We start from the raw sequence: 14,757 nt of genomic DNA, 5'->3' as shown, positions 1-14,757 counted from the left end.
TCGGGCGAATCAACGGTCCAGCTAGAACCAAAATCCACTTCGCGCGTCGCCTAGAACAAGAAAGGAGGCCGGCTCAGGCGCCGCACACCCGGCCCAACGGGACCTCCACCCAACCCGGCCCGGTGGCCCCTCAAGTCCGCCGACCCGAGTCAGGTCCGCCCGCTTGCCCCTCAAGTCCGCCGGCCCGAGTCAAGCCCGCTGGGCCCGAGCCGAAGCGTAAAGACACACCGCCGCCGCGGTAGCCAGGTTGAGGCTCTCCGCCCCGCCGTAGATCGGCACCTTCAGCGAAGCGTCCAAGCCCGCCACGACCTCATCGGGCAACCCGTGCGCCTCGCTGCCGAACACCCACCCCGTCGGCGCCGCGAGATCACCGCGCAGGTCAGCGGTCACCAGGTCCTCCGGCGCGTAGCCGTCCGCCGCGACCAGCCGCAACCCGGCGTCCCGGCACGCCGCGAACGCCTCACCCGCGTCCCGCACCCGTGCGATCGGCAGGTGGAACACGCTGCCCGTGGACGCCCGCACGCACTTGCCGTTGTGCGGGTCGACCGTGTCGCCCGCGAAGATCACCGCGTCGGCCCCCGCCGCGTCCGCCACGCGCACCACCGTGCCCGCGTTGCCGGGATCCGCCACGCCGTGCAGCACGGCCACCAACCGCACCCCCGGCGCGAGCGCCTCGGCCGCCGGCACGTCCACCAGCGAGCACACCGCGACGATGCCCTGCGGCGTCACGGTCTCCGACAGCGCGGCGGCGGCCTTGTCGGTCACGCCGCTCACCGGCACACCGGCGTCCACGGCGTCGTGCACGAGCTCGCGGTTGCGGGTGCCGGCGGCGGCGGTCACGAACAGTTCGTGCACCCGGCCGCGCCCGGCGGCGGCCCAGGCCAGGGCCTCGCGCACGGCCTGCGCGCCCTCGGCCAGGAAGCGCTCCGCGCGGTCGCGACCGGAACGCCTGGTCAGACGCCTAGCGGCAACGACCCGGGGAGTCCGTTCGGTGAACGGAGCTTCCCCGGGTCGTGGTGCGCGATCGTCCGCGCTCAGGCCTTGTCCTCGACGGGCGCGTTGACATCGCTCGGCAGGGCGGCGCGAGCGGCCTCGACCAGCGCGGTGAACGCGCCGGGGTCGCTGACGGCCAGCTCGGCGAGGATCTTGCGGTCCACCTCGATGCCGGCGAGCCGCATGCCCTGGATGAAGCGGTTGTACGTCATGCCGTTGGCGCGGACACCGGCGTTGATGCGCTGGATCCACAGCTTCCGGAAGTCACCCTTGCGGGCGCGACGGTCCCGGTAGGCGTAGTTGAGCGAGTGGAGCACCTGCTCCTTGGCCTTGCGGTACAGCCTCGAACGCTGGCCGCGGTAGCCGCTGGCGAGCTCAAGGGTGGTACGGCGCTTCTTCTGGGCGTTCACTGCCCTTTTGACGCGTGCCACGGGTCCATCCTGTCGATCTCGTGGGGCCGGTACGGGCCCCGGTGTTCAAGGGGGTGAAGGTCTAAGGCCTCTACAGGCCGAGCAGCTTCTTCAGCCGCGGCACGTCGTGCTTCGAGACGTCGGTCGTTCCGGAGAGGCGACGGGTCAGCTTGCTGGACTTCTTCTCCAGCTTGTGGCGCTTGCCGGTCTTCTCGCGGATCAGCTTGCCGCTGCCGGTGACCTTCACTCGCTTGGAGGTCCCGCTGTGGCTCTTGTTCTTGGGCATTTCCGTCCTCAGTCTCGTGCAGCCACCGGGGATGGGGGCGGCCATGCTTGCTCCCGGCCCGGAGGCCGGGAGATCACTCCTCGACAGACTCCGCCGGCGCCTCTTCGGCGTCGTCGTGCTTGATCGGGCGGGTCTTCGTGGTCTTGTGCGGGGCCAGCACCATGATCATGTTGCGGCCGTCCTGCTTCGGGTTCGACTCGACGAAACCGAGCTCCGCGACGTCTTCCGCGAGCCGCTGCAACAGTCGGTAACCCAGCTCCGGCCGGGACTGCTCGCGGCCCCGGAACATGATGGTCACCTTGACCTTGTTCCCGTGCGACAGGAAGCGGGCCACGTGGCCCTTCTTCGTCAGGTAGTCGTGCGGGTCGATCTTCGGCCGGAGCTTCTGCTCCTTGATGACCGTCAGCTGCTGGTTGCGGCGTGACTCACGGGCCTTCTGCGCGCTCTCGTACTTGAACTTGCCGTAGTCCATGAGCTTGCAGACGGGCGGCCGAGCCTGCGCGGCGACCTCGACGAGGTCGAGGTCCGATTCCTGGGCGAGTCGGAGCGCGTCCTCGATGCGAACGATCCCGACCTGCTCGCCGTTCGGCCCGACCAGACGAACCTCGGGCACGCGGATGCGGTCGTTGATGCGCGGCTCGGTGCTAACCGGAGCACCTCGGTTCGAGGGACTTGTCATTCACGTCCTTTGTGACTCGTTGTGCGCCAAAGACAAGAGGCCTCACACCTGCCCGGTGTGAGGCCCGCTTCCTACCGATCGCACAACGAAGGGCGCAGTCGACCCCTCGATGGACCGGACCCGGCCACCTGCACGAAGCGGCAGACTCGGGTGGGAGCGGGGCTCCACTTGCCGTCCCCACACGTGTGGGGACTGGTCGCGCGGAGAATACTAGCAGACGGCCTTGTCAACCCCCGAATCGGCGACCCGTTCGGGGCGGTTGCGAGAATGGCTCCCGTGACCGACCTGCCTTCGAACAACGTCCGCGACCTGTCCGATGTTCCCAGCGTCGAGGTGATCAGCAAGGCGGCGATCATGCTGCTCTCCTCCGCCGCCGAACGCCTGGGCCTGGCCGACGAGGACCCCGAGCACAGCCCCCGCCGCGACCTCGACGAGGCCCGCCGCCTGATCACCGCGCTGGCCGGCCTGGTCACCGCGTCGGCCGAGTACCTGGGACCGCACGCCGGGCCGCTGCGCGAGGGGTTGCAGTCGGTGCAGCGGGCGTTCCGCGAGGCGTCGGCGTACCCGGACGAGCCGGGCCAGGGCCCGGGCGAGAAGTACACCGGCCCCGTCTACTGAGCGTTGAACTCGGGGTGCCTGAACGTAGGACTCTCGCGCCCTGAACGTAGGACTCTCGCGTTCTGGAGGTAGGACACGCGTGTTCTGGAGGTAGGACACGCGCGTTCGCAACGTTGGACACGCGGGGGTGGAGGTGGGGGGGCGGGGGCGCCGAAGGGGTGCTGACGGGGCGCCGAAGGTTCGACTCGCCGGGTCTGGAGGTGGGGTCTCGGGCGTGCCAGGGTCGGAGGGGTTCGCGCGAACCTTCCTGATCCTCGAACCCTGCACGAGGGAGAACCCGACATGGGAGAGTTTCGCGCGCCCTGGATCCGATTAGCGACGAGAGCGGCCGGTGTCGGCACGTCGGCGCTGGTGGCGGCGGCGTTGGCGGTGGCGCCCGCGCAGGCCGGCGAGGTGTCGATCCGCGACGCCGGCAGCCCGACGGCCGTGCCCGGCAGCTACATCGTGGTGCTGGAGGACGGCGCCGGGGTGGACGCGCTGGCGGCGCGGGTCGATGCCCGCGTCACGCACCGCTACCGGTCCGCGCTGAACGGTTTCGCCGCGACGATGAGCGAGCGGGCCGCGAAGCGGTTGGCCGCCGACCCGGCGGTCGCCTACGTGGCCCAGGACCAGCGGGTGCACGCCCTGGCCGACCAGCCGAACCCGCCGTCGTGGGGGCTGGACCGGGTCGACCAGCGCAACCTGCCGCTCAACGCGAACTACAGCTACGCCACCACGGCCGGCAACGTGCACGCCTACATCATCGACACCGGCATCCGCACCACGCACGCGGACTTCGGCGGTCGGGCCAGCTTCGACGCCAACACCACCGGTGACGGCAACAACACGGACTGCAACGGTCACGGCACGCACGTCGCGGGCACGGTCGGCGGCGCGGCGCACGGTGTGGCGAAGGCGGTCCGGCTGCACGGTGTGAAGGTGCTGACGTGCGCCGGTTCGGGCACGATCGCGGGCGTCGTGGCGGGCGTGGACTGGGTCACGGCGAACGCGCAGAGGCCGGCGGTGGCGAACATGAGCCTCGGCGGTGGCGCGAACGACACCCTGGACGCGGCGGTGCGCCGGTCGATCGCGTCGGGCGTCACGTACGCCGTGGCGTCGGGCAACTCGAACGCCAACGCGTGTTCCTTCTCCCCCGCGCGGGTGGCGGAGGCGATCACGGTCAACGCGACGGACAGCGCGGACAACCGGGCGTCGTTCTCGAACTGGGGCACTTGCACGGACGTGTTCGCGCCGGGCGTGGGCATCACGTCGGCGTGGCACACCAGCGACGGCGCGACGAACTCGATCAGCGGGACGTCGATGGCCGCGCCGCACGTGGCGGGTGCCGCCGCGCTGTACGTGTCGGGCAACCCGGGCGCGTCGCCGCAGCAGGTGCGGGACGCGCTGGTGTCGGCGGCGACGCCGAACAAGGTGGCCAACCCGGGTACGGGTTCGCCGAACGTGCTGCTGTTCACCGGTTCGGCGCCGCCGCCGCAGCCGGGCGCGGACACCCTGGTCCGCGGTGAGAGCCTGGTGGCCGGGCAGAGCAAGGTGTCGCAGGACGGCCGGTTCACGCTGGTGATGCAGGGTGACGGCAACCTGGTGCTGTACACGGCGGCCGGTCAGGCGCTGTGGCACACGAACACGCACGGCACGGGGGCGACGCACGTGGTCCTCCAGCACGACGGCAACCTGGTGATCTACACGGCGGCCGGGCGGCCGTTGTGGCACACGAACACGCACGGCACGGCGGCCGACCGGCTGATCGTGCAGAACGACTCGAACCTGGTGCTCTACGGCCCGGGTGGCCAGGTCTTCTGGCACCGCCTGGCCTGATCCGCCCGTCGTGGTGCCGGGGTCGGCCCGTCCGACCCCGGTGTCACGGCCGGACGCCGCTCGCCCGCAGCCGTCGGGCGGCGAGTTCGCGGATCACCTCCGGGTCCTGGCGTCGCCAGCCCTCGACCGGGTCGCCGGGGAAGGCGGCCAGGTCGCGCAGCGACAGGGTGTTCAGCGCGTGCAGCGCGAGCAGGTCGAGGCGGCCCTGGTCGCGCAGCCGCCGTGCGACCGCGGCCCGTCGGGCGAACCGCAGCCGCAGTGGTAGCCAGGTGACCAGCAGGAACGCCAGGGGTATGGCGATCAGCGCGATGGTGAGCCACAGCGCGGTGGACTCGACGGCCTGCACCTGGGCGTCGCCCGCGGCGGTCAGCGTGCCGCCGGCGGTCCGGCCGCGTTCCAGCGCGTCGGCCAGTTTCCCGCCGACCAGCGGCACGTCGCGGGCCTTGGCGGCGGCGTCGCCGAAGGTGTCGGTCAGGTGTTGTCCGGCGGTGGCGAGGCCGTCGCCGGGGGCGCGCAACGCGCGGACCGCGTCACCCACCGCCGTGGCGACCCGGACCCAGAACCACGTCCAGGCGAGCGCGAGCAGGTCGGCGACCAGTTGCCGGACCAGCCGGGGCGAACGATCCGCGTACCACTTCATGAGGTGTGGTCTTACCACCTCGGCGTTACCGGAAACCGACGTGATGGTCGTCGCCGCGACGGCCGGCTTCGGTCGGCGCGCGTGCCACTACTGTCGTGGTGTGGGGATGACGTTCGGTGAGCTGCTGCGTGCGCACCGGTTGCGGGTCCGGTTGACGCAGGAGGAGCTGGCGGAGGGTTCCGGGGTCAGCGTGCGGGCGATCAGCGACATGGAGCGCGGTCGCGCGAAGGGGCCTCAGCGGCGCACGGTGGAGGCGCTGGCCGGGGTGCTCTCGTTGGCGGAGCAGGAGATCCGGGAGTTGTTGGACGCGGCCAAGCAGGGCCGGGCGCGGCGGGTGCCGTCGTCGGTGGTGCCGTCGATGGCGCCGTCGGCGTTGCCGCCCGATGTCGCCGACCTGACCGGGCGCGAGCGCGAGTTGGCCGTGTTGACCGCGGAGGCGGAGCGGGTGCGCACGACGTCGTTGGTCGTGGTGCACGGTCCGCCGGGTGCGGGGAAGACGGCGTTGGCGGTGCGGGCGGCGTATCAGTTGGCGTCTCGTTTCGCGGACGGGTGCTTCTTCTTCAACCTGCGCGGCATGGACGTGCGGCCGGTGCACCCGTCGGAGGTGGTGCACCGGATGTTGTTGGCGCTGGGGGTGGAGGAGAAGCGGATCCCGGCGGGTGAGGCGGAGCGCTCGGACCTGTACCGGGCGCGGCTGCGGGAGCGGTCGACGTTGTTGGTGCTGGACAACGCTTCCGACGAGGCTCAAGTGCGGCCGTTACTGGCGACGGGGTCGGGTTCGTTGGTGGTGGTGACGTCGCGGCTGGTGCTGGGCGGGTTGGAGGCGGGCAGGCGGCTGGGGTTGGACGTGCTGGACCCGGGTGAGTCGTTCGACCTGCTCGGTGCGATCGCCGGGCCGGCGCGGGTGGGTGCGGAGCCGGTGGCGACGGCGCGGGTGGCGGCGTTGTGCGGGCACCTGCCGCTGGCGCTGCGGATCGCGGGCAACCGGCTGGCCAGTCGTCCGAAGTGGACGATCGGGCACCTGGCGGGGCAGCTGGTGGACGAACGGCGGCGGTTGTCCGCGTTGACGGCGGGTGACCTGCAGGTGCGGACCGCGTTCGAGATGTCCTACCGGCAGCTCGGGGAGAAGGCGGCGGTGCTGTTCCGGCGGCTGTCGCTGGCGCCGGGCGCGCACTTCGGGCCGGAGTTGGCGGCGGTGGTCGCCGACGTGGACCGGTTCGCGGCCGAGGACACGTTGGAGGAGTTGGTGGACATGAGCCTGCTGGACACCGCGGAGGTGCCCGGCCGGTACGTGTTCCACGACCTGATCCGGGTGTTCGCCGGTGAGCGGTTGGCCGACGAGGAGCCGGCGCCGGTGGTCGGGCAGGCGCGGCGGCGGGTGGTGGACTGGTTGTTGGGCACGGCGGTGACGGCGGCCGGGTTCTTCGGGCCGGACGCGCGGACCACGCCGTCGGGGTCGTTGCGCACCCAGGAGGACGCGGACGCGTGGTTGACCGCCGAGGCGGGCAACTGGTTGGGCGCGTTGCGGTGGGCCGGTGGGAACGGGCTGCACGCCGAGGTGCTGCGGTTGGCGACGGCCATGCACTGGTACTCGGACCAGCGCGGGCGTGCCGAGACGTGGGTCGAGGTGTTCACCGCGGGGGTGGCGGCGGCGCGGGCGTTGGGCAGCGTGCGGGACGAGGCCGTGCAGCTGAACTTCCTGACGTGGACGTTGTCGGTGCTCATGCGCCGCTACCCGGAGGCGTTGGCGTTGTACGAGCAGGCGTGGCGCGCGTCGGTGGCCGCGGGTGACGTGACGGAGCAGGGTTGGGCCGTGCACTACCGGTCGGTGTCGGAGTTGCGGACCGGGCGGTTGGAGGAGGCGCAGGTCAGCGCGCGGCGGGCGCAGGAGCTGTTCCGGGAGGCCGGGTACCCGTTGGGCGAGCAGATCTCGTTGTCGTGCCTGGCGCTGGTGCTGGACGGGTTGGCGCGGTACGAGGACGCGGTGCAGGTGCACCGGGAGCTGCTGGGGAACGTGCGGTCGGGCAGGTTGGCGCTGGCGCCGGTGATGGCGACCGAGATGTCGGCGACGCTGCTGGTGCGCATGGCCGACAGCCTGGGCCGGTTGGCGCGGTGGCCGGAGGTGCTGGCGGCGGCGGACGAGGCGCTGGAGTTGCTGCGGGCGACGACCGCGACGCCGAGCTTGTGCGACGCCCACTACCTGCGCGGGCTGGCACTGCACCGGTTGGGCGATCCGGGGGGTGCGCGGGTCGAGCTGGTGCGAGCGGTCGCGTTGGCCGAGGGGCACCGCCACCACCGGCTGGCGGTCGTGCTCAACGCGTTGGCCGACGTCCAGCAGGCCCTGGGCGACCCGGTCGAGGCTGGGGTGTCCCGCGACCGGGCCGCGGCCGTGGAGTCAGCCGATCGGTGATGCGTTCCTAGCCATCGCCGGGTCCTTCCCTGACGTGCTTCCTGGGGGTGACCCCAGTCAATCGCCCCGGTGGGCCCGGCACCACGCAGAACAACCGGCAGAAGTACGTGCGGTCATTCGGTCGGGTCCTGCCGGTCGGTCGAGCACGGCGTCAGTCGAGCACGGGGTCAGTCGAGCACGGGGTCAGTCGAGCACGGGGTCAGTCGAGCACGGCGAGCGCGTCGATCTCGACCAGCAGCTTCGCGGGCAGGCCGACGTAGACGGTGGTGCGGGCGGGGAAGGGCTCCTCGGTGACGAACTCGCCGTAGGCGGCGTTCATCTCGGCGAAGTGCGCGGTGTCGGTGAGGTAGACGCGCAGCATCACCACGTCGGCCAGGGACGCGCCGCCCGCGGCGAGCACGGCGAGCACGTTGCGCATGGCCTGCCGGGTCTGCTCGGCCACGGTGTCGCCGACGACGGCGCCGGTCTCCGGGTCGAACCCGACCTGGCCCGCGACCTGGAGGATCGGGCCCTTGCGGACGCCCTGGGAGAACGCGGCCACGGGGGTGGGCGCGTCGGCGGTCCTGATCTCGGTCTTCGCCATGGGTGTGCGTGTTCCTCTCTGGTGGTTCGTCAGTCGCGCGGCGTCCAGCCGCACTCGACGGACGCGGCCCGCGCGGTGGCGAGCAGGTCGGGCAGGTGGCCGAGCAGGCCGTCGAAGTCGAGCAGCACCCTGGGCACGGACAGGGACACGGCCGCGACGACCTCGCCGCGGGCGCCGCGCACGGGTGCGGCGAGGCAGTGGATGAAGTCCTCGTGCTCGGCGTTGTCCACCGCGTAGCCGGCGGTGCGGACGCGGTCGAGCTCGGCCAGGTAGGCCTCGGGCGAGGTGATGGTGTTGGCGGTCAGCGGCACGTAGTCGATCGACCGGGCGACCTCGCGGCGGCGCGGCTCGGGCAGGTCGGACAGCAGCACCTTGGCCACGGCGGTGCAGTGCAGCGGTGCCCGTCTGCCGATGCGCGAGTACATCCGCATGGGGTGGGTGCTGTCGTACTTGTCGATGTAGATGACCTCGCCGTCCTCGTAGGACGCGAGGTGCACGGTGTAGCCGGTCCGGGCGTTGAGGTCGCGCAGGGCGTTCTCGGCGCTGCGCCGCACGTCGCGTTCCTCCAGGGCCCGGTTGGCCAGGTCGAACAGCGCGGTGCCCAGCCGGTAGTGGTGCACGCCCTCGCGCTGCACGAACCGGTGCGACTCCAGGGTGCGCAGCAGCCTCATGGTGGTCGACTTGTGCACCTCGATGACGCCCGACAGCTCTTCGAGCGTCTTGGGTCCGGTGGCCAGTTGCCCCACCAGGGTCAGCGCCCGGTCCAGGCTTTGGCTCATCGAGGTCTCCTCAGGTGTGCGGCGGCCCACGTGCCGGGGTCGGCGTCCAGCAGTGGCGCGGTCACCGCGTACGGCAGCGGCTCGCCGACATCCTCCCTGGTGAGCAGGGCGGCGGCGGCTTGGAGGTGCCCGACGCGCAGCCGGCGGGCCGGTGGCTGCCCGGCGAGGTGGGCGGCGAGGTAACCGGCGGCGAACGCGTCGCCCGCGCCGACGGGCTCCACCACGTCCACCCGCAGTCCCGGCTGGAACGTCGTCGCGCCGCCTTCGACCACGGTCGCGCCGCGGGCGCCGTGCTTGACCACGAGCGTCGTCGGGCCGGGCAGCAGTGCCCGCAGGTCGGCGGGGTCGCCGGTGCCCCACACGACCTGCGCCTCGTCGGAGCCGGCGAGCACGACGTCCGCCGCGTCGGCCAGGTCCCGCAGCACGGAGGGGTCGCGGTCGCGCCACAGCGCGGGCCGCCAGTTGAGGTCGAACGACACCGGCGCGGTCCGCGGTCGGCGCAGCACCGCGCGCACCAGGTCCAGGCAGCTGTCCGACAGCGCCGCGGTGATCCCGCTGACGTGCACCAGCGCGACGTCGTCCAGGCGCAGCCGGTCCAGCACGTCGGGGCCCATCGCGGAGGCCGCCGAGCCGCGCCGGTAGTAGCGCACGGCGCTGCCGGCGGCGTCGGCTTCCTTGACGTAGAGGCCGGTCGGCCGGTCGGGGTCCACGCGCACGCCGGTGACGTCGACGCCCGCGCCGCCGACCGCGTCGAGGACCGCGCCGCCGAACGCGTCGTCGCCCACGGCGCCGATCCACCGGCTGCGCACTCCCAACCGCGCCAGGTGGACGGCCACGTTGGACTCGGCGCCGCCGATGGCGCGGGTCCAGGTGCGCGCGGCGCGCGGCGGCCCGGGTTCGGCGGGCACCAGCACCGCCATGGTCTCGCCCAGGCACACCACGCCGCCCGGCAGGTCGAACCGCATCCAGGCTCCTTGGTCGACGGTGTCGGCCGGTCGGCGGACGTCGGCCCGGTGACGGGCGCGGTCGGGTGACCGGCGTCGGTTGATTGACGGCGTGGCGACCGAATGTTACACACTCCAACAGCACATCGCGCAATAGCCGTTGCGTAACATGCAACGTGAGGAGCGACTGACGTGGACCTCGACGCTGTGGCCGCCATCCGCGACGAGCGGGTCGACTGGCGGTTCAAGGGCCTGCCGGCCGACGCGTTCGGCGCGACGATCGGCGACGTGGCCGAGCGCCGGCTCGACCTGTTCACCGACGGGTTCGTCGGCCCCCTGGTCGTGCTGGACGCGGCCGCGCTGGAGCACAACCTGGCCACCATGGCCCGCTGGTGCGCCGACCGCGGCGTGCTGCTCGCGCCGCACGGCAAGACGACCATGGCCCCGCAGCTGTTCGCCCGCCAGTTGGCGCACGGCGCGTGGGGCATCACCGCGGCCAACACCAGCCAGCTGCGGGTCTACCGGGCGTTCGGGGTGGCGCGGGTGCTGCTGGCCAACCAGCTCGTCGACCCCGCCGGGCTGCGGTGGCTGGCCGCCGAACTGGCCGCCGACGACACGTTCGAGTTCACCTGTTGGGTGGATTCCGTCGCGGGCGTGGCCCGGATGACCGAGGCGCTGGGCACGCCGGCGCGCCCGGTCGACGTGCTGGTCGAACTGGGTGCGCGAGGCGGGCGGACCGGCGCGCGCGACCGGGCCACGGCGCTGGCGGTGGCCCGTGCGGCCGCCGCGAGCCCGGCGTTGCGGCTGGTCGGCGTCGGCGGCTACGAGGGCGCGCTGGCGCACGACGCGTCACCCGCGGCGCGGTCCGTCGTGGACGACTACCTGACCTCGTTGCGGGGGCTGGCGATCGTGCTGCGAGACCTGTTCGCCGTGGCCGAGCCGATCGTCACCGCGGGCGGCAGCGCGTACTTCGACCAGGTGGCCGCGACGCTCACCGAGCCGTGGCCGTTCCCGGTGCGGCCGGTGCTGCGCAGCGGCGCGTACATCACCCACGACGACGGCTTCTACCGCGGCATCTCGCCGCTGGCCCGCACGCCCGGCGCGCAACCGTTCCGCAGCGCGCTGCGCGCGTGGGCGCAGGTCACCTCACGGCCCCAAGACGACCTGGCGCTGCTCACGCTGGGCAAGCGCGACGCGTCGTTCGACGAAGGGCTGCCCGAACCGCAGGTCGTGCGCGGCCGTGACGGCGTCGAGCGGCCGTTCGCGGCGGAGGTCACCGCGCTCAACGACCAGCACGCGTTCGTGCGGCTGTCCGGTGACGACGTCGAGGTCGGCGACTGGGTCGGCCTTGGCCTGTCCCACCCCTGCACGGTGTTCGACAAGTGGCCGCTGATCCCGGTGGTCGAGGGCACCACCGTGGTCGACCTGGTGCGCACCTACTTCTAAGGAGGACCGCGCCGTGGACGTCGTCTTCAGGGGCGCGCGGGTCGTCGACGGCACCGGCGCGCCCGCCTACCGGGCCGACGTCGGCGTGCGCGACGGGCGGATCGCCGCGATCGGCGACCGGGTGCCCGGCGGCCGGGTGGTCGACGCCGACGGCCGCGTCCTCGCCCCCGGCTTCATCGACATGCACTCCCACTCCGACCTCCAGGTGCTGGCCGAGCCCGACCACCTGGCGAAGGTCTCGCAGGGCGTGACCACCGAGGTCCTGGGCCAGGACGGACTGTCCTACGCGCCCGCGGACGACGACGTGCTGGCCGTGCTGCGGGCCCAACTGGCCGGGTGGAACGACGACCCGCCCGGGTTCGACTGGGACTGGCGCACGGTCGGCGAGTACCTGGACCGCCTCGACCGGGGCATCGCGGTCAACGCCGCGTACCTCGTGCCGCAGGGCACGCTGCGGATGCTGTGCGTCGGCCACCACGACCGGCCCGCCACCGACGCCGAGCTGGACCGGATGCGCGAGGTGCTGGCGCGGTCGTTGCGGGAGGGCGCGGTGGGCATGTCGTCCGGCCTGACCTACACCCCCGGCCGGTACGCCGACACCGCCGAGCTGACCGCGCTGTGCCGGGTCGTCGGCGAGCTCGGCGGGTTCTACAGCCCCCACCACCGCAGCTACGGCGCGGGCGCGCTGGAGGCGTACGCGGAGATGGTGCGCGTGTCGCGCGACTCCGGCTGCCCGCTGCACCTCGCGCACGCCACGATGAACTTCGACGTCAACCGCGGCCGGGCGGGCGAGCTGCTGGACCTGCTCGACCGGGCGATCGCGGCGGGCGCGGACATCACCCTCGACACCTACCCCTACCTGCCCGGCGCGACCTACCTGTCGGCACTGCTGCCGGGCTGGGCGGGCGAGGGCGGCCCGGCGGCGACACTGGCCCGACTGTCCGATGTGGACACGCGCGAGCGGATCCGGGTCGAGGTCGAGGAAACCGGCTCCGACGGCTGCCACGGCGTGCCGGTCGACTGGGCCACGATCGAGGTCAACGGCGTGCGCCGGGCGGAGAACGCGCACCTGGTCGGCTCCTCGATCGCCGAGTCCGCCCGGCGCGCCGGGCGTCGGCCCGCCGACCTGTTCTTCGACGTCCTGCTGTCCGAACGGCTCGGCACCTCGTGCCTGATGCACGTCGGCCACGAGGACAACGTCCGGGCGATCATGCGGCACCCCGCGCACACCGGCGGCAGCGACGGCCTGCTCGTCGGCGACCGGCCCCACCCGCGCGCGTGGGGCACCTTCCCCCGCTACCTCGCCCGGTACGTGCGCGAGCTCGGCGTGCTGGACCTGGAGGAGTGCGTCGCCCACCTGACCGGGCGGGCCGCGCGGCGGCTGCGGCTGGCCGACCGGGGGCTCGTGCGCGAGGGGTACGCGGCCGACCTCGTGCTGTTCGACCCGGACACCGTCGCCGACACCGCCACCTTCGAGGCGCCCCGGCAGGCCGCCGCGGGCATCACCCACGTCCTCGTCAACGGCGTCGCCGTGCTGCACGAGGGCAGGCGGACCGACGCCCTGCCCGGACGTGCCCTGCGCAACCCCCGAAGCCGCGGGTGATCGACCGGGCGCCTCACCCGCCCGCCTTCGTGCCGTCCGGCTTGGCGGCGAACCACACCCCGCCCACGCCGTGGCCCTTCGCGTCACCGCACACCACGTCGTCGGCGAACAGGTACAGCGGCCACCCGGCGACCGTGGCCTGCAACCTGCCGTCCGCGCGGGTCACCGCGCCCACCGACGACGGGTCCACGCCCTGCACGCCGAACCCGGGCGCGTCCACCAGCAGCGGCGGCCACTTCGTCGCGCAGTCGCCGTCGCAGTTGGACGCCGACGGGTCGGCGGTGTCCCGGTCGAACCGGTAGAGCGTCATGCCGTCCTTGTCGGTCAGCACCGTGCCCAGGTCGCCGACGGACGCGGTCGTCAGCACCACACCCGGCGCGGGCGCGGCCTTCCTGCCGTCCGGCGCGGCCACGAACCACGTGCCGCCCACGCCCTGCCCCTTGGCCTGGCCCGGCGCCGTGTCCTCGGCGAACCGGTACACCGGCCACCCCGCCACGGTGACCTGCCTGGTGCCGTCCGCGCGGTCGAGGGTCGCCACCAGCGCCCGGTCGACGCCACGCAGCCGCACGTCACCGGACGTCGCCAGCACCGGCGGCCACTTCTCCGCGCAACCACCGTCGCAAGTGGACGTCGACGGGTTGGCCGTGTCGCGGTCGAACCGGTACAGCGTCAGGCCTTCACCGTCGGTCAGCACCGTGCCCAGGCCCGGCACCACGGCGGTGGTCAGCACGGACTCCTCGGGCGGCGCGATCTCGCCGCCCGCCTTCGCCGGTTCACCGGCGACCGGACCCGACGCCTGCTCCTGGCCCACGGGTCGCGCGGCGCCGTTCTGGGTCGTGGTGCCACAAGCGCCGAGCAGGGTGATACCGAGTACGGCGGCGACGACGGCACGGGTGCGGGTCATGGTGGACCTCCCTGGGGCGATCGAATGCCACCCACACGCACGGCAGGCCCCGACGGTTCACCCGGATCCGGTGATTTTTCGCCTCAGCCGTTCCCCAGCGCCGCCCGGAACCCGGCCAGGTAGGTGCGCAGACCGCGCTGGCCGCTGCGCATCATCAGCTCGTGGTTGGCCTTGAGCAGCGGTCGGGTCACCAGCGCCAGGCCGCGCAGCAGCGGCTTGCGCACCACCACCTCCTGCTCGTAGACCAGCCGCGCCCCGGCGCCCTCGGGGAAGATGCGCCAGCTCGCCGTGCCGTCGAGGTCGCCGACCAGGTCGGCGCGCAACAAACCCGCCTCCGGCTCCCGGGCGTTGTGGTGCGCCTGGAACACCAGGTCGTAGGGCAGCACGGACCGGCACCGCAGCTCGGCCGCGTCCTCGGCGACCTGGCGGGCGGCCCGCACCTCCCGCCACCACTGCGGGTAACTGCCCAGGTCGGCGAGCACCTCGAAGGCGTGCCCCGGCGAGGTGTCCACCGACCAGACGCTGCGGAAGCGGTAGGAGTTCAGCGGCATGCCGCCATGGTTGCCCACGCCGGCCGCCGGTCCAACCTCCTGCGTGCCCCGGTCCGACCTCCGGGACGTCCTGGCCCAACCTCCCGGCCACCCGGC

At 72.9% G+C, this 14,757-nt stretch carries 15 protein-coding genes; 5 read left to right on the top strand and 10 right to left on the bottom strand.

Annotated elements, in window-relative coordinates; genetic code table 11:
- Positions 1–189 precede the first annotated feature (189 nt).
- The 4 genes from ACYVLT_RS22870 to infC form a co-directional block, all read right to left on the bottom strand.
- Positions 190–1,038 carry a TrmH family RNA methyltransferase gene (locus tag ACYVLT_RS22870; RefSeq protein WP_461122273.1) on the bottom strand — a complete coding sequence of 283 codons (849 nt, stop codon included), beginning with the start codon at positions 1,036–1,038 and terminating at the stop codon, positions 190–192.
- Entirely contained in the window at positions 1,035–1,424 is a 390-nt protein-coding gene (rplT, locus tag ACYVLT_RS22865; protein ID WP_053722437.1) for a 50S ribosomal protein L20, read from the bottom strand. Before rplT ends, ACYVLT_RS22870 begins: the two co-directional genes overlap by 4 nt.
- Before the next feature lie 70 nt (positions 1,425–1,494).
- Positions 1,495–1,689: a 50S ribosomal protein L35 gene (gene rpmI, locus ACYVLT_RS22860; RefSeq protein ID WP_360463562.1), complete on the bottom strand. Its 195-nt coding sequence runs from the start codon at positions 1,687–1,689 to the stop codon at positions 1,495–1,497.
- Positions 1,690–1,762: 73 nt separating this feature from the next.
- On the bottom strand, positions 1,763–2,368 hold the full coding sequence (gene infC, locus ACYVLT_RS22855) for a translation initiation factor IF-3 (RefSeq protein ID WP_461122200.1): 606 nt from the start codon (positions 2,366–2,368) through the stop codon (positions 1,763–1,765).
- Positions 2,369–2,635: 267 nt separating this feature from the next.
- Between infC and ACYVLT_RS22850 the strand changes: the two genes are divergently transcribed.
- Together ACYVLT_RS22850 and ACYVLT_RS22845 are read left to right on the top strand one after the other, a co-directional pair.
- Positions 2,636–2,986: a DUF1844 domain-containing protein gene (locus ACYVLT_RS22850; RefSeq protein ID WP_053722440.1), complete on the top strand. Its 351-nt coding sequence runs from the start codon at positions 2,636–2,638 to the stop codon at positions 2,984–2,986.
- Between the two features lie 282 nt (positions 2,987–3,268).
- A complete protein-coding gene (locus tag ACYVLT_RS22845; RefSeq protein ID WP_461122199.1) occupies positions 3,269–4,801 on the top strand; it encodes a S8 family serine peptidase in 1,533 nt (510 codons plus the stop codon).
- A gap of 43 nt (positions 4,802–4,844) precedes the next feature.
- Here the strand turns inward: ACYVLT_RS22845 and ACYVLT_RS22840 are convergent, their stop codons facing one another.
- Positions 4,845–5,441, bottom strand: a complete 597-nt coding sequence (locus tag ACYVLT_RS22840; protein ID WP_461122198.1) for a hypothetical protein — start codon at positions 5,439–5,441, stop codon at positions 4,845–4,847.
- Between the two features lie 106 nt (positions 5,442–5,547).
- Here ACYVLT_RS22840 and ACYVLT_RS22835 point away from each other — a divergent pair, with 106 nt between their 5' ends.
- Positions 5,548–7,851 (top strand): ATP-binding protein, encoded by a 2,304-nt coding sequence (locus ACYVLT_RS22835; RefSeq protein ID WP_461122197.1) that lies wholly within the window; start codon positions 5,548–5,550, stop codon positions 7,849–7,851.
- Between the two features lie 199 nt (positions 7,852–8,050).
- On the opposite strand, the gene ACYVLT_RS22830 is transcribed toward ACYVLT_RS22835, so the two are convergent.
- From ACYVLT_RS22830 to ACYVLT_RS22820, 3 genes are read right to left on the bottom strand one after another with little or no spacing between them, the layout of a single operon-like run.
- Entirely contained in the window at positions 8,051–8,434 is a 384-nt protein-coding gene (locus ACYVLT_RS22830) for a RidA family protein (RefSeq protein ID WP_461122196.1), read from the bottom strand.
- Between the two features lie 29 nt (positions 8,435–8,463).
- Positions 8,464–9,213, bottom strand: a complete 750-nt coding sequence (locus tag ACYVLT_RS22825) for an IclR family transcriptional regulator (RefSeq protein ID WP_461122195.1) — start codon at positions 9,211–9,213, stop codon at positions 8,464–8,466.
- The gene (locus tag ACYVLT_RS22820; RefSeq protein WP_461122194.1) at positions 9,210–10,178 is read right to left on the bottom strand and encodes a sugar kinase; all 969 of its coding nucleotides are present in this window, start codon (positions 10,176–10,178) and stop codon (positions 9,210–9,212) included. The genes ACYVLT_RS22825 and ACYVLT_RS22820 overlap by 4 nt, the downstream gene beginning before the upstream one ends.
- A gap of 171 nt (positions 10,179–10,349) precedes the next feature.
- Between ACYVLT_RS22820 and ACYVLT_RS22815 the strand changes: the two genes are divergently transcribed.
- Positions 10,350–11,603 (top strand): alanine racemase, encoded by a 1,254-nt coding sequence (locus ACYVLT_RS22815; protein WP_461122193.1) that lies wholly within the window; start codon positions 10,350–10,352, stop codon positions 11,601–11,603.
- 13 nt (positions 11,604–11,616) lie between these two features.
- Complete coding sequence (locus ACYVLT_RS22810) at positions 11,617–13,206, top strand: N-acyl-D-amino-acid deacylase family protein (protein WP_461122192.1); 1,590 nt, start codon at positions 11,617–11,619, stop codon at positions 13,204–13,206.
- 13 nt (positions 13,207–13,219) lie between these two features.
- On the opposite strand, the gene ACYVLT_RS22805 is transcribed toward ACYVLT_RS22810, so the two are convergent.
- Complete coding sequence (locus ACYVLT_RS22805) at positions 13,220–14,110, bottom strand: hypothetical protein (protein WP_461122191.1); 891 nt, start codon at positions 14,108–14,110, stop codon at positions 13,220–13,222.
- An 83-nt stretch (positions 14,111–14,193) separates the two neighbouring features.
- The gene (locus tag ACYVLT_RS22800) at positions 14,194–14,661 is read right to left on the bottom strand and encodes an SRPBCC family protein (RefSeq protein ID WP_461122190.1); all 468 of its coding nucleotides are present in this window, start codon (positions 14,659–14,661) and stop codon (positions 14,194–14,196) included.
- Between the last annotated feature and the right edge of the window lie 96 nt (positions 14,662–14,757).

Source organism: Saccharothrix stipae (assembly GCF_054781895.1).
Note: the sequence above shows the minus strand (reverse complement) of the source record. Positions and strands in the feature narration are given on the sequence as shown.